Source organism: Flavobacterium humidisoli, assembly GCF_023272795.1.
Lineage (GTDB): Bacteria > Bacteroidota > Bacteroidia > Flavobacteriales > Flavobacteriaceae > Flavobacterium > Flavobacterium humidisoli.
Map to the genome: position 1 here is coordinate 4,015,127 of NZ_CP096829.1, position 23,405 is coordinate 4,038,531.

Here is a 23,405-nt window from a genome sequence, read left to right on the forward strand (position 1 = left end):
AAACGTTTTATGAACAGTATAATTTCATTAAAATGAATTTCATACTGTAATAGTACAATATATATTTGTTATCAAGATGTGAAATTACATTAAATTAATGAATATGAATAGAGAGAAAGTTCAAATTTTTGACACCACTTTGCGAGATGGTGAACAAGTTCCAGGATGTAAGTTAGATACTAAGCAAAAATTAGTTATCGCAGAACGACTTGACAAAATGGGAGTTGACATTATCGAAGCAGGCTTTCCTGTGTCAAGTCCAGGCGATTTTTTATCGGTCTCTGAGATTTGTAAAATTGTAGAAAATGCAACCGTCTGCGGACTAACAAGAGCCGTAAAGAACGACATTGATGTTGCTGCAGCTGCCTTAAAGCACGCTAAGAAACCTAGAATCCATACTGGAATCGGAACCTCAGAATCTCACATACTCCACAAATTACAAACTACGCCTGAAGATATTATTGCAAGAGCAAAATTCGCAGTAGCACATGCAAAATCATATGTAGAAGATGTTGAATTCTACGCTGAAGATGCAGGAAGAACTGATAATGCGTTCTTAGCAAAAGTTTGTGAAGAAGTTATAAAATCTGGAGCAACTGTATTGAATATTCCTGACACTACTGGATACTGTCTTCCAGAAGAATACGGAGCAAAAATTAAATACTTAAAAGAAAACGTAAAAGGAATCGAAAACGTAATCCTTTCATGTCACTGTCATAATGATTTAGGAATGGCAACTGCAAACTCAATTGCAGGAGCTATAAATGGAGCAAGACAAATAGAATGTACTATTAATGGTATTGGTGAGAGAGCTGGAAACACTGCACTTGAAGAAGTGGTAATGATTTTCAAACAACATCCTTACTTAAATTTAGATACAAACATCAATACAAGAGAATTGAACGAAATGAGCCGTTTAGTTTCTGAAAGTATGGGAATGATTGTACAGCCAAATAAAGCGATTGTAGGAGCAAACGCTTTTGCGCATAGTTCTGGAATTCACCAAGACGGAGTAATCAAAAATAGAGCGACTTACGAAATCATGGATCCGCTTGATGTGGGTGTGAATGAATCTTCAATCATTTTAACAGCAAGAAGCGGAAGAGCTGCGTTGGCTTACCGCGCTAAGAAAGTAGGTTACGAATTGACAAAAACCCAATTAGATATCGTTTACATCGAGTTTTTGAAATTTGCTGATATTAAAAAAGAAGTTGTAGATGCAGATATTCACCAGATTATCGAAGCTTCTAAAATAGAAGGAGAATTAATTAGAAGTTAATATTTCAAAATAAGAATTTAAGGAACAATAAGGATTTAAAGACATAAATAGCGAGAGATTATGAATTTAAAAATTGCAGTTTTACCAGGAGATGGAATTGGACCTGAAGTAATATTACAGGCTAAGAAAGCTTTGTACGCCATTGGCGAAGTGTATAATCATGAATTTGTTTTTGAGGAAGCGCTGATGGGAGCGGTTGCTATCGATAAAACAGGAACTCCTTTACCGGAACAAACTCTGAATCTTTGTTTAAATACAGATGCAGTTTTGCTTGGTGCTATTGGAGATCCAAAATACGATAACAACCCAAACGCAAAGGTTCGTCCTGAGCAAGGATTATTAAAACTGCGTAAAGAATTAGGATTGTTTGCTAATATTCGTCCTATAAAACCTTATAAAGCCTTAATTGAAGCTTCTCCTTTAAAGAGAGAAATTATTGAAGGAGCTGATTTTACCATTTTTAGAGAATTAACAGGTGGTGCTTATTTTGGTGCAAAAACACTAAATGAAGAAGGGACACATGCTTCGGATCTATGTGAATATTCAGAAGAAGAAATTACTAGAATTGCACATTTAGCTTTTAAATCGGCACAAAAACGACGCAAAAAGCTAACAATGGTAGATAAAGCTAATGTTCTGGAGACTTCAAGATTGTGGAGAAAAGTAGTTCAGAAAGTGAGCGAAAATTATCCAGATGTTAAGCTTGATTTCTTGTTTGTGGATAATGCAGCAATGCAGCTGATTTTAAATCCGAAACAGTTTGATGTGATTTTGACTGAGAATTTGTTTGGAGATATTTTGTCTGATGAAGCCAGTGTAATTACAGGTTCAATTGGTTTATTGCCTTCAGTATCTCTAGGCGAAAAAAATGCTTTGTTTGAGCCGATTCACGGATCATATCCGCAGGCAAAAGGAAAAAATATTGCCAATCCTATTGCTTCGATTTTAGCAGCAGCACTTTTGTTAGAACATTTTGGATTAACTAAAGAAGCAAATGTAATCTATAAAGCGGTAGAGAAAGCAATTGAATACAAAGTGGTTACAGTTGATTTAAAACCAGATTCAAAATTCGGAACAAACGAAGTAGGAGAGTTCGTTTCTAATTTTATTTTCAGCAAAGACGATTTGCTGTATTTTAATAATGATAATGTAAGTATTGGACAATCTACAATTGTTTAATATTTTTTGTTAAAACGTGAAGATAATAACAAAAAGTCTTTGAAATGTTGAGATTTTATTTTTTTACCTCCAGAAGTTTGCTTACTTTTGTGACACTAAAAAAATAAATGATGCAAATCTCAATTATTATTACTTCTGTCGTTGTTGTCAATGTGATTCACACATCTGCATCGGGAATGTTATAAATATAATTGAAAAACTATATTACAAACCTTCCAAATACTGGAAGGTTTTTTTTTGAATAAAATTTTAAAATAAATAAAAAGCAATAATGGAATTAAATAAGTACAGCAAGACCATCACACAAGATCAAACACAGCCTGCGGCGCAAGCGATGTTGTACGGAATTGGTTTAACTGAAGAAGATTTAAAGAAAGCACAAGTTGGTATTGTGAGCATGGGTTACGATGGTAACACTTGCAACATGCACCTTAATGATTTAGCAAAAGATGTTAAAAAAGGTGTTTGGGATGCGGATCTTGTCGGACTTATTTTTAATACCATTGGTGTCAGTGACGGTATTTCTAACGGTACTGAAGGAATGCGTTACTCGTTGGTTTCTCGAGATGTAATTGCAGATTCTATCGAAACTGTTGCCGGAGCGCAATGGTATGATAGTATTATTGCAATTCCTGGTTGTGATAAAAATATGCCAGGTGCATTAATTGCAATGGGAAGATTAAATCGTCCATCGATGATGATTTACGGTGGTTCTATTCACTCTGGAAAATGGAAAGGAGAATCTCTTAATATCGTTTCTGCTTTTGAAGCTTTAGGTAAAAAAGTAAAAGGTGAAATCACTCCAGAAGATTTTAAAGGTGTTATTCAGAATGCTTGTCCGGGAGCTGGTGCTTGTGGTGGTATGTATACTGCAAACACAATGTCTTCTGCAATTGAAGCATTAGGAATGAGCTTGCCTTACAGTTCTTCTAACCCTGCTTTGAGTCAAGAAAAAAGAGACGAATGTTTAGAAGCTGGGAAAGCAATCAAAATATTATTAGAAAAAGATATCAAGCCAAGAGACATTATGACTCGTAAAGCATTCGAAAATGCTATTACAATCGTAGCTGTTTTAGGTGGTTCTACAAATGCTGTTATGCACTTAATTGCAATGGCACATTCAGTTGGAGTTACAATTACATTAGACGATTTTCAGGCTATTAACGATAGAACACCAGTATTGGCAGACATGAAGCCAAGTGGTAAGTATATGATGGAAGATATTCATGAAGTTGGAGGTATTCCTTCAGTTATGAAATACTTGCTGAAAGTTGGACTTATTCACGGAGACTGTTTAACCGTAACAGGAAAAACAGTTGCAGAAAACTTAGCTTCAACTCCAGATTTACAAGACGGACAAGAAGTTATTCATGAAATTCAAAAAGCGTTAAAACCAACAGGAAATATCCAAGTATTATACGGAAATCTTGCTTCTGAAGGTGCTGTGGCAAAAATCAGCGGAAAAGAAGGAGAATATTTCGAAGGACCAGCTGTTGTATTTGAAGGTGAATTTGAAGTAATTCCTGGTCTTCAAGCAGGAAAAATTAAACCAGGTAATGTAGTCGTCATCAGGGGTTGTGGGCCAAAAGGTGGTCCGGGAATGCCTGAAATGCTGAAGCCTACATCTGCCATAATCGGTGCTGGATTAGGAAGCAGTTGTGCACTAATCACAGACGGTAGATTCTCGGGCGGTTCGCACGGTTTCGTGGTAGGTCACGTTACACCAGAAGCATATGACGGTGGAGGTATTGCACTAGTAAAAGATGGAGATTTAATCGCGATCGATGCTGTGAAAAATACAATCGACTTGAAGATATCTGACGAAGAATTTGCAGCAAGAAAAGCGGCATGGGTTCAGCCGGCTTTAAAAGTTGACAGAGGGGTTTTACTTAAATACGCTAGATCGGTTTCGAGTGCATCAACAGGATGTGTTACCGATAATTAATTATAAAAATAAAAATATCAATTACAATAGCAATGACAATGTCAAATTCGGGTGGAAATAGAAATGAAAGATTACCACTGAATTTTGAAATTGAACTTTGATATTGATTTTTGAAAAAAAGATATACTATGAAAATATCAGGGGCAGAAGCCGTTATAAGATGTTTATTAGCAGAAGGAGTAGATTTAATTTATGGTTACCCAGGTGGAGCTATAATGCCAGTTTACGACGAATTATATAAATTTCAAGATCAATTACACCATGTTTTAGTACGTCACGAACAAGGTGCAACACACGCAGCTCAAGGTTATGCAAGAGCTACAGGAAAAGTAGGGGTGGCAATTGCTACTTCTGGACCAGGAGCTACAAATTTAGTAACTGGTATCGCAGATGCTCAAATCGACTCAACTCCATTGGTTTGTATTACAGGGCAGGTTGGAAGACATTTATTAGGATCTGATGCATTTCAGGAAACAGACATTATCGGAATTTCGACTCCGGTAACAAAATGGAACTTTCAAGTAACGGAAGCTTCTCAAATTCCTGAAATTATTGCAAAAGCATTTTACATTGCTCGTTCTGGTCGTCCAGGACCTGTATTGGTAGATATTACTAAAAACGCTCAGTTTGATGAGTTCGAATTTAGTTATGAAAAATGTACAGGAATTAGAAGTTATGTTCCAGTTCCAAAATTAAATTTAGATAAAGTTGCCGAAGCTGCAGCTCTAATCAATAGTGCAAAAAAACCTTTTATTGTTTTTGGACAAGGAGTTATTCTTGGTCAGGCTGAAGCAGAATTTAAAGCGGTTGTTGAAAAAGCTGGAATTCCTGCAGCTTGGACAATTTTAGGACTTTCGGCTTTGCCTACAGATCATCCTCTAAACGTTGGAATGCTTGGAATGCATGGAAATTATGCGCCCAATTTACTAACTAACGAATGCGATGTTTTAATTGCATTCGGAATGCGTTTTGATGATCGTGTTACAGGTAAATTAAGCACTTATGCGAAACAGGCAAAAGTAATTCATTTCGAAATTGACCCTGCAGAGGTTGATAAAAATGTGAAAACAGAAATTGCTGTTTTAGGAGATGTAAAAGAATCTTTAGCTGCCTTATTACCACTTCTTGATGCAAAATCACATGATTTATGGCATAATGAATTCAAAGAATTGAGTAAAATTGAGTATGATTCAGTTATAAATGAAGAATTAAACCCAACAAATGGTAAAGGAATTTCGATGGGAGAGACTATCGAAATGATCAACAAACACTCAAAAGGAGATGCGATTATTGTATCTGATGTTGGACAGCACCAAATGTTTGCTTGCCGTTATGCTAAATTCAATTCGACTAAAAGTAACATTACTTCTGGCGGATTAGGAACTATGGGATTCGCATTGCCTGCTGCAATTGGAGCAAAAATGGGAAAACCAGAGCGTGAAGTAGTAGCGATTATTGGTGATGGAGGCTTCCAAATGACAATTCAGGAACTTGGAACCATTTTCCAAACTCAAGTTCCAGTGAAGATTGTTATTTTAAATAATGAATTCTTAGGAATGGTTCGCCAATGGCAAGAATTATTCTTTGATAATAGATATGCTTCAACAAAAATGATTAATCCAAATTTCATTGCAATTGCCGAAGGGTATCATATCAAATCTAAAAAAGTGACACAGCGTGAAGATCTAGATGCAGCGGTCGCTGAAATGCTAGCTTCAAAAGATTCGTATTTCTTAGAAGTTGTTGTCGAAAAGGAAAACAACGTTTTCCCAATGATTCCGACAGGAGCTTGTGTGTCAGAAATTAGATTAAGTTAAGAAAAGGTTTCATGTTTCAAGTTCCAAGTTTCAAGTTCTGCTGAGAACATGAAACTTGGAACCTGAAACAAATAAAACTAAAAAAACAACATGGAAGATAAAACATTTACCATATCGGTATACTCAGAAAATAACGTGGGTTTGTTAAATAGAATATCGGGAATATTCTTAAAACGTCACATTAATATATTAAGTCTAAATGTTTCAGAATCAGAAATAGAGAATGTTTCAAGATTTATCATCGTAGTAAATACGACAGAAAAATGGGTTCAGAATATTGTTGGGCAAATTGAAAAACAAATTGAAGTTATAAAGGCATTTTATCATACAGATGAAGAAACAATTTTCTTAGAAAATGCTTTGTTTAAAATCGCATCAAGTTTGTTGTTTGACGAGAAGCAAATTCAGAATATCATCAAAGAAAGCCAGTCTACAATTGTGACTGTTTCTCGTGATTTCTTTGTGATTTCAAAATCAGGAAGACGTTCTGAAATTGAGGAATTATACCAAAAGTTCAAACCATACGGAATTATGCAGTTTGTGCGTTCGGGAAGAATATCAGTTTCTAAACAAAAAATGGAGATTTCTGCATTATTAGAAACCTTTAAATAATAAATCTTAGTTATATATAATCAATATTAAATTTCATTTCATTAAATATTAAAACAAAAATGGCAAATTATTTCAATACATTACCACTTAGATTACAATTAGAACAATTAGGAGTTTGCGAATTTATGGAGCAATCTGAATTTGCAGACGGAATTGCAGCATTGGCTGGAAAAAAAGTTGTAATTGTTGGTTGTGGAGCACAAGGTTTGAATCAAGGTTTAAACATGAGAGATTCTGGTTTAGACATTTCTTATGCATTGCGTGCAGATGCAATTGCAGAAAAAAGAGCTTCTTATAAAAATGCAACTGAAAATGGTTTCACTGTAGGAACTTATGAAGAATTGATTCCAACTGCAGATTTAGTTTGTAACCTTACACCAGACAAGCAGCACACTGCTGTGGTAACTGCCATTATGCCATTAATGAAACAAGGTTCTACTTTAGCTTATTCTCACGGATTCAACATTGTAGAAGAAGGAATGCAGATTCGTAAAGACATCACTGTAATTATGTGTGCTCCTAAATGTCCAGGCTCTGAGGTGCGTGAAGAGTATAAAAGAGGATTTGGAGTTCCAACTCTTATCGCAGTTCATCCAGAAAATGATCCAAACGGATTTGGTTTAGATCAAGCAAAAGCTTACGCTGTAGCAACAGGAGGACACAGAGCAGGAGTTTTAAGATCATCTTTTGTAGCTGAAGTAAAATCAGATTTAATGGGTGAGCAAACTATTCTTTGTGGTTTATTGCAAACAGGATCTATTTTATGTTTCGACAAAATGGTTGAAAAAGGAATTGATGCTGCATATGCTTCTAAATTAATCCAATACGGATGGGAAACTATCACTGAGGCTTTAAAACACGGTGGTATTACAAATATGATGGATCGTTTAAATAATCCTTCAAAAATTGAAGCTTACGAATTGGCTGAAGAATTGAAAGATATCATGCGTCCGTTATTCCAAAAACACCAAGACGATATTATTTCTGGAGAATTCTCAAGAACTATGATGGCTGACTGGGCTAATGATGATGTGAATTTATTAAAATGGAGAGCTGCAACAGGAGAAACTAATTTCGAAAAAACAGCTCCGCAAGAAGCTCCAATCTCTGAGCAAGAATATTTTGATAATGGAGTATTAATGATTGCAATGGTAAAAGCTGGTGTTGAATTAGCTTTCGAAACAATGACTGAAGCTGGGATTATCGAAGAATCTGCTTATTATGAGTCACTACACGAATTGCCATTAATTGCTAATACAATTGCAAGAAAGAAATTATTCGAAATGAACCGTGTAATTTCTGATACTGCTGAGTACGGATGCTACTTGTTTGATCATGCGTGTAAGCCATTATTGACTGAATTCATGAAAAAAGTAGAAACTAATATTATTGGTAAACCATTTTCAACTTCAAACGGAGTTGATAATGCAGTACTTATCGCTGTAAACAAAGAAATTCGTCAACACCCTATTGAAGAAGTAGGTGCTTGGTTGAGAGAATCTATGACAGCAATGAAAAAAATTGGATAATTAAAAAATTGGGAATTCCCGCAGAATTCGATTTTGCGGGATTTGCACTGTATCAATGATTTGTAATATTTTGAATTAGTAAGCACTTATTAAGATAAAAGATATAGATGCATATTGCATTCACTTAACTTCAGTGAGAGAGTTAAGTGAAGCGGATCCCTAATAATGGGGTATATTTTTATAAATATACTTGTTGAAATTTCTATTTTAATTAATAATGATGCTGCTATTTTCAAAATAGAGAAAAGTCTCGCAGTGCGGTTTGCAAAAATTAATTGTTATTGAAATTTGTTAAATTAAAAAGGCATAATATCTATTTATTATGCCTTTTTTGCCTTAAGTGATAATAAAAAATAAAGTTTTAAAATAATTTCAGACAATTATCATATTTTATTAAAGAAATGTTTTTTTTTAATAAAATTTATGAATTAAATTATTTCACGAATACGTTCAGATTTAATACATTTATAAAAAAATTCAACAAACGATGAGCTATTACAAAATTGAAAATTTAGAACAATACTTTAAACATTACAATAAGTCAATAAGAGAGCCAAGAAAATTTTGGGGAAAAATAGCTGAGGAGAATTTTACATGGTACCAGCAATGGGAAAAAGTTGTTGATTTTAATATGGCTGAAGCAGAAGTAAAATGGTTTACAGATGCTAAAGTTAACATTACCAAAAACTGTATAGATAGACATTTAAGCAAAAGAGGAGAGAAGACGGCAATTATTTTTGAACCGAACGACCCTTCTGAAGAAGCTTTACATATAACGTATAATGAATTATACGAAAGAGTTTCAAAAATGGCAAACGTTCTTCGCGAGCAAGGCGTTCGTAAAGGAGACAGAGTTTGTATTTATTTGCCAATGATTCCAGAATTGGCCGTTTCTGTTTTAGCTTGTGCTAGAATTGGAGCAATTCACTCTGTTATTTTTGCAGGATTTTCTGCCTCTGCAGTATCTGCAAGAATCAACGATTGCGAATGTAAAATGGTAATTACATCAGATGGAGGTTATAGAGGAAACAAAACAATTGACTTAAAAGGAATTGTTGATGAAGCTCTAGAAACTTGTCCTTCTGTTACAAAAGTTTTAGTATCTAAAAGAACTAATACTGATGTAAAAATGAAAGATGGCCGTGATGTTTGGTTGCAGCCATTATTAGACGCAGCTCTAGATAATAGTGTTGCCGAAATTATGGATGCTGAAGATCCGTTATTTATTTTATATACTTCAGGATCAACTGGAAAACCAAAAGGTATGGTTCATACTACTGCTGGTTATATGGTTTATACTGCTTATACTTTCAAAAATGTTTTCAATTACGAAGACAATGATATTTTCTGGTGTACAGCAGATATAGGATGGATTACAGGTCACTCTTATATATTATACGGACCATTGTTGAATGGTGCGACAACAGTAATTTTTGAAGGAGTTCCTTCTTATCCAGATTTTAGCCGTTTTTGGGATATTATCGAAAAACATAAAATTACACAATTCTATACTGCACCAACTGCAATCCGTTCATTAGCAAAAGAAAGTTTAGATTATATTCAAAAATATCCACTTAAATCACTTAAAGTTATTGGATCTGTTGGAGAGCCAATCAACGAAGAGGCTTGGCACTGGTTTAATGACCACGTGGGAGATAAGAGATGTCCTGTTGTAGATACTTGGTGGCAGACAGAAACTGGAGGAATCATGATTTCGCCAATTGCTTTTGTAACACCAACAAAACCAACTTATGCTACTTTGCCATTACCTGGAATTCAGCCTGTTTTAATGGATGAAAAACGTAATGAAATTGAAGGGAACCAAGTAGTTGGAAGTTTATGTATTAAATTTCCGTGGCCAGGAATTGCCAGAACAATTTGGGGTAATCACGAACGTTATAAAGAAACGTATTTCTCTGCTTTCCCTGGAAAATATTTTACAGGAGACGGGGCTTTGAGAGACGAGGTTGGATATTACAGAATTACGGGTAGAGTAGATGACGTAGTAATTGTTTCTGGCCATAATTTAGGAACTGCACCAATTGAAGATGCGATCAATGAGCACCCAGCTGTAGCAGAATCTGCTATTGTTGGATTCCCTCACGATATTAAAGGAAACGCTTTATATGGATTTGTTATTCTTAAAGAAACGGGAGAAGTTAGAAATAAAGAAAACCTGACAAAAGAAATTAACCAATATATTGCTGATCACATTGGACCTATCGCTAAATTAGATAAAATCCAATTTGTTTCTGGTTTGCCAAAAACACGTTCTGGAAAAATTATGCGTAGAATTTTGCGTAAAATCGCCGAAGGAGATTTTTCTAATTTCGGAGACACTTCAACTTTATTAAACCCTGAAGTGGTTGAGCAAATTATGAAAGAAAGAATTTCTTAAGTAAAAATAAAAAAATGCCTCTTAAATTTAAGAGGCATTTTTTTATTCTATTGTAATTTTTTAATTTAAAAATGTAGATTTTTTTCTATTATTCTGCAATTTTTATGTTTACATCGTTTACAAAAACAAGAGTTTCAGAATTACTTAAGTTAGTAAGAGATAAAATTCCATTTTTTTTCTCATTAACTCCATTTATTTTAAAACAAAATTCATTACCATCTTTATCTCGTAAAGTTACATATTCAGTATTGTTATCTGAATAATTCTGACAGCTGCGTGAGACAGTATATTTGTACATCACTTTCATTTGGTTGTTGTCATAATTGTAAACATTCCCATCTTGATTAAAAACCCATTTAGTATTCACATTTGTTTTAGAATACCAGCTTCCTAAGATACGCTTAGATGAGGGATCTTGTTTTTGTGCAAAAATTATTGTTGCAAAAAATAGCATGGGTAAAATAAATAATAGTTTTTTCATAGAATTTAAATTTAAAGTAGATTTTCTGTTTGTACTCCAGAGATGATTTATAACAAAGTTACAAGGGGCTTTTTTGTAGTGTTAGTAATTGATTTTTTTTAAAAATTTATTTAATTCCCAATCTAGATTTTAGTTTTAAGAATAAAAGACCAATTCGGTATGCATCTTCAGAAGAAGAATTGCGATCACTTTTTGGAATTTTATAAATTTCGCATAAATCGTCAAGCGAAAACTGTTTATCGTTTATATCAGTCAATTTTCTATACATCACATCGACATCTAAGGCTTCATTTTTTAATCGGCCACAATTCAAGCGTTCTAGGGCAGCATTCAGCATTTCAATATCGAAATTGATATGATGTCCAACTAAAATTGAATTCCCGATAAATTTTACAAAAGCTTCAAGAGCATCGGGTTCAGGCATTTTCATCATTTTGCTTTCAATGATAAATTCATTAGAAAGTCCGTTATCCTGCAGATATTTATATTGTAATAAGACTGTTTCGAAACTTTCCTTAATAACAATGCTATCGTCAATAACTGAGAAAGCTCCAAGAGACAAAACAACATCTTTATCCGGATTTAAGCCAGAAGTTTCAGTAGACAAAACAACAAACTTATTAGGTTTGGTTTCGAATTTAGTTAAATAGTCTTTCCAGAACTCTGGATAGTCTTTGTTAATGTTTTTTAGCCAGTCTAGCATATTTATGAGAATTGTGTCAATTGAAATTTACTCTTAATAAGTTCCTCCAGGTCTTTCATTGGGGATAGTGCATTTTTTAATTTCTCTTTGTCAGTTTTTGACATTTCTCTTAAATTAATATATTGGCCAGAGTCGTCATTTTTTAATCCTTCAACAGTTCTAAATTTAGAAAGCGTTAAGAAAGCTTCTGCACAGCTTAAATAAATTTCAGCATTTTTAGAATCTGTAATTGCCAATTGTTTGAATCTTAAATAAGTATTTTGAATTCCTTTAATATTTGCATTTAATATCAATAAGCGAGCACCATCAATTAATGGCATCAAAGCTCTTGTCTTAATATCAAATTTATCTTTGTTAGGGCCGTCTTCTTCGACAATGAATTTCTTGAAAAAGCTTAAAGGTGAATTTCTTTTCAAAGCATCATTTCCTAAAAAATCAAAGAATAAAGTGTTGTTAACGGCATTCTTAAAAATAACGTTTTCAATAGCTTCTTCAATTTTTGGTTCTCCAAAAACAATTTCATAATCAAAGAAAATACTACTCAAATCATTACTGTTTTCACCTGGAGTATTCATCCAGCCGTTGTATTGTTTTGTCCAGTCACTCAATGATTTACACCAAAGCATATTGCTTCCCATATGTCCATTTGGACAATAATCGTAACCCACTTTTTCTAATATAGAAGTAGTGCGTTTTGCCAATCTTAAGAAATAATCTTTAACTTCTCTATATTTTTCTGGCGTAACATCTTCAAAAATTAAGATACTATCTTGATCTGTGAGCAATAATTGCTCCTTACGCCCTTGACTTCCAATACTTAACCAAGCGAAACGTGCAGGAGGGGAGCCTAAATCTAAAATTGATAATTCGACTGCTCTCTTAATAATAGCTAGGTTAATCTCACTTGCAATATTGCTAACATGCGAGATTGGAATATTTTTTTGAATCGAATTCTGAATCAAATCTGATAGACGATCACGTATTTGTTTTAAATCTTTTGGAAGCTGAGAACGCTTAATCTCTTTAATTAATACACCTGGGTTACTAGCTTGTGCTACAATAAGATCGTGCTCAGAAATAATTCCCTTAACTACAGATTTGCTAGTGCCATCTTTAGTAACACATAAATGCGTTACATTGTGCTTCAGCATTAATAATTGAGCCTCTGCCAAAGACACATTTTCTAAAACTGTAACAACTGGAGACGACATAATTTTATCGATAGTTTCAGTAATAGGAAAGCGTCCTGTTGCAATTTTTGACGATAAATCGGCATTGGTGACGATACCAATTGGGTGATTCTTTTCACCACAGATTATAATGTTATCTAACATAGAATCTGTCATTAAATTGGCAACGTCTTTAATTATGGAATCTGCTTTTGTGGTTAACGGCGAATTATTGTAGTTAAGTGACTGAATGTATTGCATTTCTGTCTGCTGATCTATATAATCAGAATCAGAAACTAATTTGCCGTTAGAACTCATGCTGTCTTTGGTATGGCGTGAATTTACAGCGAAACTCTCTAGAAGAAAGTTTAATACATCAGAATTATTGGCTACAAAAGGTCTGAAAACAGCTATTGGAATAGCATATACAATACTTTCCTCACGCGCTTTAGCGGTCATCATGTAGTTGTTTTTCGCAAAAAATGGGCGTAAACCAAAAATATCGCCTTCATGACATTTATTTATAATAGTTTCCTCGGCATCAGCAATAGTCGTAAGATTAATGACACCAGAAGCTACAACATAAAAATTCTCGTGAAGCGGATCATTATTTTGAAATAATACCGCATGTTTTTCTAAATTAATGACACGAATATTCGTAGCAATATCTGATAATTCCTGAAAAGTTAAATTATCAAACGGTTTGTATTCTTTTAAAAAATCTGCAATATGTTCAGCAACTGTATTCATATATGTGATAATTTATTTTTAAAGTATCGAATGTAAAAATAGTAAAATAAACTCTTACAATGAAAGTTCTTTAGTAGAAACTAATTATTTTAAAGAAATGTTAAAAGATAATGACAATAAGACTTGCAAAAACTTTTAGGTTTTGAAATTTTAAGCATTTATGATTGGTAAAAGATGATTTATTATGAGCTGCGCCAATTAACCAGTTTGATAATACTGCGATATTTGAAATTATTTTAAGTAAAAAATCATACAGCGCATTTATAAGCGATTTCAATTTAATAAAAATGTTTGAATTGAAAAAACTATAATCGGCATCGTAAATTTTCAATATTTGAGAGTTTTTAAAAATAAAAATCATTTTTCAATATTTGAAAATTTTTGAAAATAAAAATCATACAGCGTATTTATAAATGATTAGAATTTAAAAAAATGTTTGAATTGAAAGCAAACTACAATATTAATGGCAGTCTAAATTTTTAATATTTGAAAATTCTAAAAAATAAAAATCATACAGCATATTTTGAGAGATCAGTTCTAGAAAGAAAAATAAAAATGTTCAACCAAAAATACAACTCTAGAAGCAAGGATGGTAAATTGGTCATAAATGAAAACATCTTAAAGTAAAACTGATACAAGAAAATTTAAGGGCGGTTTCTAAAACATTCTATTTTACATAATATAAATTATAGGTCAAAAATGGATAATTGAAAAGATGCTGTTTTGATTTGGATTTTATATTTTTCTTTACTTTTTAACCAATACTTAATTGATCATCAATAGTTAACTGAAATAATACCTGCCCATTTAAATCAACATTTTTGTAACCTCCATCAGGTTCAAATTCGACAAACTCTAATTTCATTGCTTGCCAATGCACTTGGTTTTCAACACTTGCATGTATGTAAATTTCGTTTGAAAAATCTCCACTTTTTATGATTATTTGAGGATTCCAGTTTGTTCTAACATCAAGTTTTTCAGCAATAAACTTTGATGCTTCCATAGTACATTCCATGAAATCAATTTTGCCATATGTATTATGCATTATTACAATTCTATTTCGCAAAAATCTAACAGTTGCATCATGATTTCTTTCAAACATTGTAGAAACATCTATAGTTGATCTTCGTCCTTGATTTCTCAAATTATTAGCTCCATGTTTTATAGAATCAGCTAAATCATGAAGAATTTCATAGGATCTATTTTCTAGAGCTAAATTGTAAGGTTTTGCTTGTATTAGCGCTTCAGGTAAATGCTTTATTGAAATTGTTAATGCATTTGCAGAAGTAATAAAGTCGTTTATCGCTGGATTCATAGATAAAGCTGTTGAAAATTTTATATTAAGAATTTCCCAAGGTTTTACGATCTCAGAAATGAATTTTATAGCTTCTTCTTTCATAATTGTTTTATTGTATTAATTTCAAGTATTTATAAAATTAAAAGTATTCTATTTGTCTGCCTGTTTACGTAATTCATACAGTTTTTCTCGTATGTCGACAATCATAGCTCCTGAAATAGTCGGTTTCTTTTCTTGTAAATCATTTAGAACTTCTGCGATATCTACATTATCTACCACTTTTATGCTTAAAACATCATCTTTTGTTAAATGATTGAGGCAACTTTTGATACATTCTATTACTCTACTTAAATTTGGAATATCATCTGTTTCGGTATAAAATGATACCGCTAAACAATAATCTCTAAAAGCTTCTTTATACTTTTCATTTTGAAATAAACTATTGGCCTGTAATTGCATAATTTGCCCATTTAAACTTAACGTAGCTTTTTCCAGCTTTTGTTCATGTTCAGCTAATTTACTTTCAAGTTTTGCAACCATTTCAGTTGCAATAGCTACTTTTCCAGCTTCAATTTTTAGATTAATTATGCTTTCTAACTCTTTTTAACTTGCCTTTAAAGTTAAATGTTGAATAAAAAGAGGTACAATAACTCCAAAGATTGTAAATGAACCTGCTAAAACGGATATTAATTTTGTCCAAGAGGAATCATAAAATTCATTTACTTTACTTAGAATTTCCAAGGTGTCACTTGTATTATTAACGGATGCATCAGCAATAGGTTTTACCGCTTCAATAATTATTTGAATCATAATTTTGATTTGTTTTTGGTTGTTTGCGAATATAAATTATCCAAAGATCAAATAATTACGGAAAGCCGTAAAGAGCTTAAATTTTAAAGAGTTAATTCCTTGTACGCTTTGTAGCTTTCCTTTTACTTGGAATAATTTAGAAATAACATTTATTAGCATGTCTAAATTATTTTAAGTAAAAATCCTATATTTGACATTTAGGATACATATCAATATGACAGAGAAAAAAATACATCAAGGTAGAAATATAAAGCGTTTCCGTGAAATGCTTGGCATAAAACAAGAAGCCCTTGCCTATGAATTAGGTGAAGATTGGAATCAAAAGAAAATTTCTCTTTTGGAGCAAAAAGAATTGATTGAAAATGATATTTTAGATCAAGTTGCTAAAATTCTTAAAGTGCCGGTTGAAGCTATCGAAAATTTTGATGAAGATTCTGCGATTAATATTATTGCAAATACTTTCCATGATAGTGCTGTCGCTAATACTTTTACTGAAAGTTCACAGGCAAACTTTAATTGTAGTTTTAACCCTCTTGATAAGATGGTAGAACTTTACGAGCGTATGCTTGAGCAACAAAAAGAAATGATTGAGAAATTAGAAAAACTGATAAAATAAAGAAACTTATTCATATAATTTGTTCAAAATCATATCTTTTGGTACAATATCGCCTCCGCCATTTTTATTAAATTGCAATACTTCATCTTTTACAAATAAAACTGCGCTAGATGTAACTCCGTTTTTATCTTTCAATTTTATTTGAGCTTTATCGCCATGCGGATAAACATGTCCGGAAACTTCCAAAATTCCTGAGTTTAATTCTTTATGATTGCTTGTAACTTCGGCGGTTCCAAAAATCTTATAATTGGATTGTGCAATCGTAATTGTAAAAATATATTCTTTCTTGCAGTCTTTGCATTTTTGGTTTCCCCAAGTTCCTGAGAATTTATTTTGCTGTGAGAATGCTTGCAAGGAAATTAAAAATGCCAGGAAAAGAAATTTTTTCATTGTAGTTTGTTTTATTAAAATCTGAATCAAATATAAATCAAAAAAGCATCACAAATTTGCGATGCTTTTTCTAAATCTTTTAAAATTTACAATTTTTTCAAATAAACCGATTTTCCATTTAATGATACGTCAATTTGATTCGTTTTTTCATTAAAAGTTGTTCGCAAAGCATTTCCGTTAAAAATAGTAACGTCACCATATACATGGCCCGCTTCACTAGAAGTATAATCAAATTTTACTTTTTTGTTTCCTGGCTCAATTCCTAATTTGTAACTTGAAAATTTTGTTCCCCTTAAATCAAAATCCTGCTGAGAATCAATGACTTTTCCGTCAGCGTAAAAATTGGTAACCGATTTGCTTAATGTAATGTCTGGATAATATTGATTTACTTTTTTTAGAAGTTCATACTGCTCGATACTGGCATCTTCTTGTTTTGATGTAATAGTTTGAGCAAATGAAATGGATGTAAATAAAACTGCTAATAACAAAAGGTACTTTTTCATACTGTCTTAATTTAAAGATTAATAGATAGTTACGCGAAATTATTTCGCGATTACTTTAATTTATTGTTATAAACTTCTTCAAGTTCTATAACAAGGTATGAAATCTTTACCTTTGCAGAAAATTATAAGCCCTTTTTTAATATAATGACAACAAAAAAATATATTCAGCTCATTCTGATATTAGGTTCTTTAACCGCTCTTGGTCCTTTTTCAATAGACATGTATCTGCCTGGTTTCTCCGGAATTGCAAAAGATTTAAATACTACTGTCGCAAAAGTTTCTATGAGTTTATCCAGTTATTTCATCGGAATTTCTGCTGGGCAATTGCTTTATGGACCTTTATTAGACCGCTTCGGACGTAAAAAACCGTTGTTTATTGGACTTTTGGTATACATTCTCGCTTCTTTAGGATGCATTTATGTTGCTGATATAGATTCATTTATATTTCTTCGTTTTATTCAGGCTATTGGAAGCTGTGCTGCCACAGTTGCTTCTGTAGCAATGGTTCGTGATTTATTTCCTGTAAAAGATATTCCGAAAGTGTTTTCGCTTTTAATGCTTGTTGTTGGACTTTCTCCAATGCTAGCGCCAACTGTTGGCGGTTATGTTACAGAAGATTTAGGCTGGCACGCTGTATTCTTTATTTTGATGTGCATGGGAATTGTGATTTTAGCAGCTTCACAATTCGGACTGCCAGATACGTATAAACCAGATGCCTCAATTTCTTTAAAACCAAAACCGATTATATCTAATTTCTTGTTGGTTATAAAGGAACCTCAATTTTATACTTACGCATTTACTGGGGCAGTCGCATTTTCGGGATTGTTTTCTTATGTAGCAGCTTCGCCTCTAGTTTTTATGGATATTTATAAGGTTGATGCTAAAACATACGGATGGATTTTTGCGCTAATGTCTGTTAGTTTTATTGGTTCGAGTCAGTTAAATTCTATGTTGCTGAAGCGATTTACAAGCGAACAAATGATTTTTGGGGCTTTAATTTCACAATCTATTATTAGCATCATATTCTTGATTTTGGCTTTAAATGATCTTTTAGGATTATACCAAACTATCGGAATGTTATTTTTATTTCTAGCGTGTTTAGGAATCTCAAATCCAAATACTGCTGGGTTAACGCTTGCTCCTTTTGCTAAAAATACCGGCAGTGCTTCTGCTTTAATGGGCGCAATTCAGCTTGGAATCGGAGCTTTGGCCTCCTTTGCAGTTGGTGTTTTTGTAAAAAGTTCTGTGACACCTATGGTAGCAATTATGACCACGACAACAGTTACCGCATTTATTATTTTAAATGTTGGAAAACGATTTATAAAAAAGAAAGTTGAGTTATCAGATAGCGACGATATTATGATCGGACATTAAAAAAGGGAAAATCCCAATTTTTGAAATTCCAAATTCCAAAAAAAAAGAAGCCGAAATCTAATGATTTCGGCTTTGTTGTATATAATCCAATTGGATTTTGGAATTTTTAAAAATCATTGGAATTTAAACTACAAGTTCTAATTCTGTGTCTTTTTATCTGGCCTAATAATCATTCTAAGTGATTGATCTTTTGCGAAATAAGCAACCATCCAATTCCAGAATGTGTTTAATCTGTTTCTATAAGTGATCAAAGAAATTAAGTGTATAAACAGCCATATGATCCAAGCAAAGAAACCTTTAAAATGCCATTTTGGACTAGGTAAATCTACAACCGCTTTTGCTTTTCCTATAATAGCCATAGATCCCTTATCTTTGTAAGCAAATGGTTTAAGAGGCTTATTGACAACCATGGCTTTGAAATTTTTAGCCAGATTTAAACCTTGTTGAATTGCAACCTGAGCAACCTGTGGATGTCCATCAGGGAAATTTTTGTCTCCTGTTGCAATTGCTGTATCGCCAATTGCATAGATATTCTCTACACCGTTAACTTTATTATATTCATCCGTTGCCATGCGTCGGCCGCGTCCATAACTTTCTTTCGGAATTCCCTCAAATATTTTTGCAGAAACACCGGCAGCCCAGATTAAGTTTTTCGTTTTAATGGTTTCTCCATTTTCAAAAACTACTGTATCATCTACGTAATCAACAACTTTAGTGTTTAATTTTACTACAACTCCAAGTTTTGTGAGTGCCTCTAGAGTATCTTTTTGCGAATCTTTGCTCATTGGAGATAAAAGTGCATCTCCACCATCAACCAAATAAACATTGCTCGCAGAAGTATCTAATTCTGGATATTCTTTAAGGAGAATATTTTTTCTCATTTCAGCAAACATTCCCGAAACCTCCACTCCTGTTGGCCCCCCTCCTGCTACTACGATTGTAAGTAATTTACGTCTTTTTCGCATATCCTTACAAATGGCTGCTTTTTCAAGGTTTTTAAGCAATGTGTTACGCATTACGATGGCATCATTTAAGGTTTTCATCGGAATGGCATTTTTCATTACGTTTTCCATACCAAAATAACTCGTTTCTGCACCAGTGGCAAAAACAAGATAATCGTATTCAAGTTCTCCGTTGCTTAAAGTGATTTTCTTTTCAGCAGGAGAAACAGATAATAATTCGCCAAGACGAAAACTTAGATTTTTTTTACCTGCAAAAAATTTTCTAAAAGGATAACTAATGCTCGAAGGCTCTAAAAACGCCGTAGCAACTTGATATATAAGTGGTGGGAAAAAGTTATAATTATTCTTGTCGACAAGCGTTACTTGTATTTGAGGCTGATTTACAAGTTCTTTTGCTAGGTTAATCCCTGCAAATCCCCCTCCAATAATGACTATTCTCATATATGTTGTATTAAGTAGGATTATAAAATAATTCCTTATAAATATACAACTTTAATATGCAATGACAATTGTCATATTTATTACTTTTTGAATTTTTTAACTGTTTTTTCAACTACATCGATTTTGTTCTGTAAGACATAACTTGCCATTAATTTCTCGATTAGTTCGTCTTTTGTCAAATGATGGAAAACGGTTTTTACTCTCGTTTTTAAATCTTGCGAAAGCTCATGATTTGGCTTTGTTTTAAAGATTTGTTTTGCCCACAAAAGCATATTGTTTTCTTCAAGACTTGCCGCTGAAGGTTTTTTAAATTCAGAGAATTTAATTCCTAATTCTCTTTCAAAATCAGCAATTTCAAAAACTTCTTCTTGCTGTAAAACCGTCAAAGAAAGCCCTTTTGCCCCTGCCCTTGCCGTTCTTCCGCTTCGGTGAACGTAGTTTTCGTAAGTATCAGGCAAATGATAATTAATCACATATGAGATTTCTTTTACATCGATCCCTCTTGCAGCCAAATCGGTTGCAACCAAAATATTGATATGACCTTCACGAAACTGTTCCATAATTCTGTCACGAATCCCTTGTGACAAACTTCCATGAAGTGCTCCCGAAGAAAATTTATTGATTGCCAGATTTTTAGCCAATTTATTAACAGCAGCCTTCGTTTTACAGAAAATAATTCCTCTTTCGCCCTCTCTAGAATTCAAGAAATGCATTAAAACTTCCAATTTTTCAATCGGATCTACCACAATATATTCATGATCGATTCCTTCGTTTCCTACGATTTCCATACTGGCACTTATTTGAACTACATTTTTATTCAAATAATTCTGAATCAGCTGTTTTATTGTTCCAGGAAGTGTTGCTGAAAACAATAAAGTACGATGCTTTTTAGGGAGTTCCGCAACAATTTCGTCTAAGCTTTCTTTAAGAATGGCTACCATTTCATCGGCTTCATCCAAAACCAGATATTCTGTTTGTTTTATATCGATTGCTTTACGTTGAATTAAATCGATTAAACGCCCTGGAGTGGCCACTACGATTTGCGCGCCTTCTTTTAATCTTTCGATTTGTGGTTTTATTGGAGTTCCTCCGCAAATTGAAGCAATAGATATATTAGGGATATATTTTGAAAAACTTTCTAAGTTTCTAAAAATTTGCTGTCCCAGTTCTCTAGTTGGAACTAAAATAACGGCTTGAACTATTGTTGATTCTGCATTTACCAATTGTAATAAAGGCAATCCAAAAGCGGCCGTTTTTCCTGTTCCTGTTTTGGCTAAACCAACAATGTCATGGGTTTCGCTCAAAAATAACGGAATTGTTTTTTGTTGAATTTCTGTTGGTTCAACAATGTTTAATTCGCTTAAAGCTTTTAAAATTGGAGCCGAAATTCCTAATGTTGAGAATGATTTAGACATAATTTAGTTTTTTGTTTCAGGTTTCATGTTTCAAGTTTTACAGAATCCTGATAGTTTGACAAAAGGAGAAATAGTATTAAATACAGTTTCTCCTTTTAAAATTATTATATTATTTAGATTCCAACAACTTGAAACATGAAACCTGAAACTTTTCAACTAAAATTTATCAATCTGGTTCGTTCATGATTTTCTCACGATATTTTTTCCCAATTAATAAAGTCAATCTTTGTTTGTAATCGTCAACCAGCCATTCGCGGTAGTTTTTACTGCATTGGCTCAAACATTTAGAATAACGTTTGATACGGTCTTCGATATCATCTTCTAATTCTTTAGCCAGCATTTTTGCTTCCTGAAGCGTTTCTGTATTATCTACACACATTCCAGCGTGCTGATCTAAAGATTTGTCTAAAACTACTTTTGAACGAAGATTTTGTTTAATGATTAATTTATGTTCTTCATCAACATCAAAACTAACGTCTGCCGTTTTACTAAATTTGGCACGTAATTCTGGTGGCATGCTGTATTTAAAGAACATCTCGATTTCGTGGTCATCACGAAGATTTTCTAAGTAAAATTCTGGCGATTTAAAAATATGCTGCCAATTTACAGGATCGCTCCATAAACCAAAACGTGCGGCATTGTTTCCTAAATCTATAACTGTAAATTCATCTTTTCCAGGCAATTTACGCGAACCACGACCAATCATTTGAAAATATAGCGTTAATGATTTTGTCGCTCTATTCAAAATAATAGTTTCTACAGTTGGTTCGTCAAAACCAGTTGTCAAAATTCCGACAGAAGTAAAAATGGCATCTGGAGTCTTTTTGAACCATTGTAGAATGTCTTTACGCTCTTCAGAACTACTTGTATTATCCAAGTGGCGAATATCGTAACCTGCTTCTCTAAACGTTTCATATACATATAATGAAGTATGAATACCGTTATTGAAAATTAATGTTTTCTTTCCTAAAGAACGTTCTGTATAGGCATGAAGCAGTTTTTCCTGCATCAAAGTATTCGTATATAAATCATCTGAAGATTTTACAGTATAATCTCCATTGATACCCACTTTTAATGATGTCAAACCAACATCATAGCTGTAAGTTGTAGCTTTTGCCAAGAAACCTTTTTCAATCAAAGAACCAATGGTGTCACCAACAATAAGTTCGTTGTAACTTTGGTGCATTGGTAATTTTATATTTGAACTCAAAGGTGTTGCTGTTACTCCAAGAATAAAAGCATTTTTAAATGAGTTTAATAATTTTCTAAATGAGTTGTAGTGCGCCTCATCAATAATAACCAAACCGATATTGTCTAGATGAAGCTTTTCATCGTTAATACGGTTTTTTAAAGTTTCAACCATCGCCACGAAACAAGAAAAATCATTCTGATCGGGTAATTCTTTTACTTTACTATTGATTATTTTGTTTGTTACACCAAAACCAGTTAACATTTTTGAAGTTTGTTTACAAAGTTCGATTCGGTGCGTTAAAACCACCACTTTTTTATCATTATGAGATAAATAGCGGCGAACGATTTCAGAAAATATTACTGTTTTTCCTCCTCCTGTCGGAAGCTGATACAGTAAGTGGTGTTTTGGAGGAGCGTTGTCTAAACGGTCAAAAATGGCATCAATATCGCCTTTTTGGTATGCATACAGTTCTTTCTTCTCTTCTCTTTGTATTTCTAAAGTGTTTTGAGACATTGTTTATTTTTGGATTTTTGCAAAAATACA

At 33.0% G+C, this 23,405-nt stretch carries 20 protein-coding genes; 9 read left to right on the top strand and 11 right to left on the bottom strand.

All coding sequences use genetic code 11. The features are described from left to right. Window positions 1–103 precede the first annotated feature (103 nt). The 7 genes from M0M44_RS17270 to acs all read left to right on the top strand — a co-directional run bounded on the left by M0M44_RS17270 (window position 104) and on the right by acs (window position 10,759). Window positions 104–1,279, top strand: a complete 1,176-nt coding sequence (locus tag M0M44_RS17270; protein ID WP_095929340.1) for a 2-isopropylmalate synthase — start codon at window positions 104–106, stop codon at window positions 1,277–1,279. A 60-nt stretch (window positions 1,280–1,339) separates the two neighbouring features. Beyond that, a complete protein-coding gene (gene leuB / locus M0M44_RS17275) occupies window positions 1,340–2,458 on the top strand; it encodes a 3-isopropylmalate dehydrogenase (RefSeq protein WP_248726798.1) in 1,119 nt (372 codons plus the stop codon). 271 nt (window positions 2,459–2,729) lie between these two features. Next, the gene (gene ilvD, locus M0M44_RS17280; protein ID WP_248726799.1) at window positions 2,730–4,403 is read left to right on the top strand and encodes a dihydroxy-acid dehydratase; all 1,674 of its coding nucleotides are present in this window, start codon (window positions 2,730–2,732) and stop codon (window positions 4,401–4,403) included. A gap of 128 nt (window positions 4,404–4,531) precedes the next feature. Then, window positions 4,532–6,220, top strand: a complete 1,689-nt coding sequence (gene ilvB, locus M0M44_RS17285; RefSeq protein ID WP_248726800.1) for a biosynthetic-type acetolactate synthase large subunit — start codon at window positions 4,532–4,534, stop codon at window positions 6,218–6,220. 90 nt (window positions 6,221–6,310) lie between these two features. Beyond that, entirely contained in the window at window positions 6,311–6,832 is a 522-nt protein-coding gene (gene ilvN / locus M0M44_RS17290; protein WP_111291077.1) for an acetolactate synthase small subunit, read from the top strand. Between the two features lie 59 nt (window positions 6,833–6,891). Continuing rightward, complete coding sequence (gene ilvC, locus M0M44_RS17295; protein ID WP_248726801.1) at window positions 6,892–8,361, top strand: ketol-acid reductoisomerase; 1,470 nt, start codon at window positions 6,892–6,894, stop codon at window positions 8,359–8,361. Window positions 8,362–8,848: 487 nt separating this feature from the next. Beyond that, window positions 8,849–10,759: an acetate--CoA ligase gene (acs, locus tag M0M44_RS17300; RefSeq protein ID WP_248726802.1), complete on the top strand. Its 1,911-nt coding sequence runs from the start codon at window positions 8,849–8,851 to the stop codon at window positions 10,757–10,759. Between the two features lie 88 nt (window positions 10,760–10,847). Here acs and M0M44_RS17305 read toward each other — a convergent pair whose 3' ends face one another. The 6 genes from M0M44_RS17305 to M0M44_RS17330 form a co-directional block, all read right to left on the bottom strand. Beyond that, window positions 10,848–11,240, bottom strand: coding sequence for a hypothetical protein (locus M0M44_RS17305; protein ID WP_248726803.1), 393 nt, complete (start codon window positions 11,238–11,240; stop codon window positions 10,848–10,850). A gap of 106 nt (window positions 11,241–11,346) precedes the next feature. After that, complete coding sequence (locus M0M44_RS17310; RefSeq protein WP_095929311.1) at window positions 11,347–11,943, bottom strand: 3'-5' exonuclease; 597 nt, start codon at window positions 11,941–11,943, stop codon at window positions 11,347–11,349. Window positions 11,944–11,945: 2 nt separating this feature from the next. Continuing rightward, on the bottom strand, window positions 11,946–13,862 hold the full coding sequence (locus tag M0M44_RS17315) for a DUF294 nucleotidyltransferase-like domain-containing protein (protein WP_248726804.1): 1,917 nt from the start codon (window positions 13,860–13,862) through the stop codon (window positions 11,946–11,948). Window positions 13,863–14,616: 754 nt separating this feature from the next. Further along, a complete protein-coding gene (locus M0M44_RS17320) occupies window positions 14,617–15,261 on the bottom strand; it encodes a hypothetical protein (protein WP_248726805.1) in 645 nt (214 codons plus the stop codon). Between the two features lie 48 nt (window positions 15,262–15,309). Continuing rightward, entirely contained in the window at window positions 15,310–15,699 is a 390-nt protein-coding gene (locus tag M0M44_RS17325; protein WP_248726806.1) for a hypothetical protein, read from the bottom strand. A gap of 63 nt (window positions 15,700–15,762) precedes the next feature. Beyond that, on the bottom strand, window positions 15,763–15,969 hold the full coding sequence (locus tag M0M44_RS17330) for a hypothetical protein (RefSeq protein WP_248726807.1): 207 nt from the start codon (window positions 15,967–15,969) through the stop codon (window positions 15,763–15,765). Window positions 15,970–16,183: 214 nt separating this feature from the next. On the opposite strand from M0M44_RS17330, the gene M0M44_RS17335 reads away from it, so the two are divergent. Beyond that, window positions 16,184–16,585 (top strand): helix-turn-helix transcriptional regulator, encoded by a 402-nt coding sequence (locus M0M44_RS17335; RefSeq protein ID WP_248726808.1) that lies wholly within the window; start codon window positions 16,184–16,186, stop codon window positions 16,583–16,585. Between the two features lie 6 nt (window positions 16,586–16,591). Here the strand turns inward: M0M44_RS17335 and M0M44_RS17340 are convergent, their stop codons facing one another. Next, complete coding sequence (locus tag M0M44_RS17340) at window positions 16,592–16,975, bottom strand: hypothetical protein (RefSeq protein WP_248726809.1); 384 nt, start codon at window positions 16,973–16,975, stop codon at window positions 16,592–16,594. Window positions 16,976–17,061: 86 nt separating this feature from the next. Further along, window positions 17,062–17,478: a hypothetical protein gene (locus M0M44_RS17345; protein ID WP_248726810.1), complete on the bottom strand. Its 417-nt coding sequence runs from the start codon at window positions 17,476–17,478 to the stop codon at window positions 17,062–17,064. 144 nt (window positions 17,479–17,622) lie between these two features. On the opposite strand from M0M44_RS17345, the gene M0M44_RS17350 reads away from it, so the two are divergent. Then, the gene (locus tag M0M44_RS17350; protein WP_248726811.1) at window positions 17,623–18,852 is read left to right on the top strand and encodes a multidrug effflux MFS transporter; all 1,230 of its coding nucleotides are present in this window, start codon (window positions 17,623–17,625) and stop codon (window positions 18,850–18,852) included. A 137-nt stretch (window positions 18,853–18,989) separates the two neighbouring features. Here M0M44_RS17350 and M0M44_RS17355 read toward each other — a convergent pair whose 3' ends face one another. From M0M44_RS17355 to M0M44_RS17365, 3 genes are all read right to left on the bottom strand, one after another. Continuing rightward, window positions 18,990–20,255 (bottom strand): NAD(P)/FAD-dependent oxidoreductase, encoded by a 1,266-nt coding sequence (locus M0M44_RS17355; RefSeq protein WP_248726812.1) that lies wholly within the window; start codon window positions 20,253–20,255, stop codon window positions 18,990–18,992. 80 nt (window positions 20,256–20,335) lie between these two features. After that, on the bottom strand, window positions 20,336–21,670 hold the full coding sequence (locus tag M0M44_RS17360; RefSeq protein ID WP_248726813.1) for a DEAD/DEAH box helicase: 1,335 nt from the start codon (window positions 21,668–21,670) through the stop codon (window positions 20,336–20,338). 166 nt (window positions 21,671–21,836) lie between these two features. Continuing rightward, entirely contained in the window at window positions 21,837–23,375 is a 1,539-nt protein-coding gene (locus M0M44_RS17365) for a DEAD/DEAH box helicase (protein ID WP_248726814.1), read from the bottom strand. Window positions 23,376–23,405: the final 30 nt, after the last annotated feature.

Bases quoted from the DNA above. Each gene is read 5' to 3' on its own strand.
- M0M44_RS17355 (WP_248726812.1), bottom strand. From the start codon at position 20,255: ATGAGAATAGTCATTATTGGAGGGGGATTTGCAGGGATTAACCTAGCA.
- M0M44_RS17315 (WP_248726804.1), bottom strand. From the start codon at position 13,862: ATGAATACAGTTGCTGAACATATTGCAGATTTTTTAAAAGAATACAAA.
- ilvB (WP_248726800.1), top strand. From the start codon at position 4,532: ATGAAAATATCAGGGGCAGAAGCCGTTATAAGATGTTTATTAGCAGAA.
- ilvD (WP_248726799.1), top strand. From the start codon at position 2,730: ATGGAATTAAATAAGTACAGCAAGACCATCACACAAGATCAAACACAG.
- M0M44_RS17335 (WP_248726808.1), top strand. From the start codon at position 16,184: ATGACAGAGAAAAAAATACATCAAGGTAGAAATATAAAGCGTTTCCGT.
- acs (WP_248726802.1), top strand. From the start codon at position 8,849: ATGAGCTATTACAAAATTGAAAATTTAGAACAATACTTTAAACATTAC.
- M0M44_RS17320 (WP_248726805.1), bottom strand. From the start codon at position 15,261: ATGAAAGAAGAAGCTATAAAATTCATTTCTGAGATCGTAAAACCTTGG.
- M0M44_RS17325 (WP_248726806.1), bottom strand. From the start codon at position 15,699: ATGGTTGCAAAACTTGAAAGTAAATTAGCTGAACATGAACAAAAGCTG.
- ilvN (WP_111291077.1), top strand. From the start codon at position 6,311: ATGGAAGATAAAACATTTACCATATCGGTATACTCAGAAAATAACGTG.
- M0M44_RS17350 (WP_248726811.1), top strand. From the start codon at position 17,623: ATGACAACAAAAAAATATATTCAGCTCATTCTGATATTAGGTTCTTTA.
- M0M44_RS17305 (WP_248726803.1), bottom strand. From the start codon at position 11,240: ATGAAAAAACTATTATTTATTTTACCCATGCTATTTTTTGCAACAATA.
- M0M44_RS17330 (WP_248726807.1), bottom strand. From the start codon at position 15,969: ATGATTCAAATAATTATTGAAGCGGTAAAACCTATTGCTGATGCATCC.
- M0M44_RS17365 (WP_248726814.1), bottom strand. From the start codon at position 23,375: ATGTCTCAAAACACTTTAGAAATACAAAGAGAAGAGAAGAAAGAACTG.
- M0M44_RS17310 (WP_095929311.1), bottom strand. From the start codon at position 11,943: ATGCTAGACTGGCTAAAAAACATTAACAAAGACTATCCAGAGTTCTGG.
- M0M44_RS17340 (WP_248726809.1), bottom strand. From the start codon at position 16,975: ATGAAAAAATTTCTTTTCCTGGCATTTTTAATTTCCTTGCAAGCATTC.
- ilvC (WP_248726801.1), top strand. From the start codon at position 6,892: ATGGCAAATTATTTCAATACATTACCACTTAGATTACAATTAGAACAA.
- M0M44_RS17360 (WP_248726813.1), bottom strand. From the start codon at position 21,670: ATGTCTAAATCATTCTCAACATTAGGAATTTCGGCTCCAATTTTAAAA.
- M0M44_RS17345 (WP_248726810.1), bottom strand. From the start codon at position 17,478: ATGAAAAAGTACCTTTTGTTATTAGCAGTTTTATTTACATCCATTTCA.
- M0M44_RS17270 (WP_095929340.1), top strand. From the start codon at position 104: ATGAATAGAGAGAAAGTTCAAATTTTTGACACCACTTTGCGAGATGGT.
- leuB (WP_248726798.1), top strand. From the start codon at position 1,340: ATGAATTTAAAAATTGCAGTTTTACCAGGAGATGGAATTGGACCTGAA.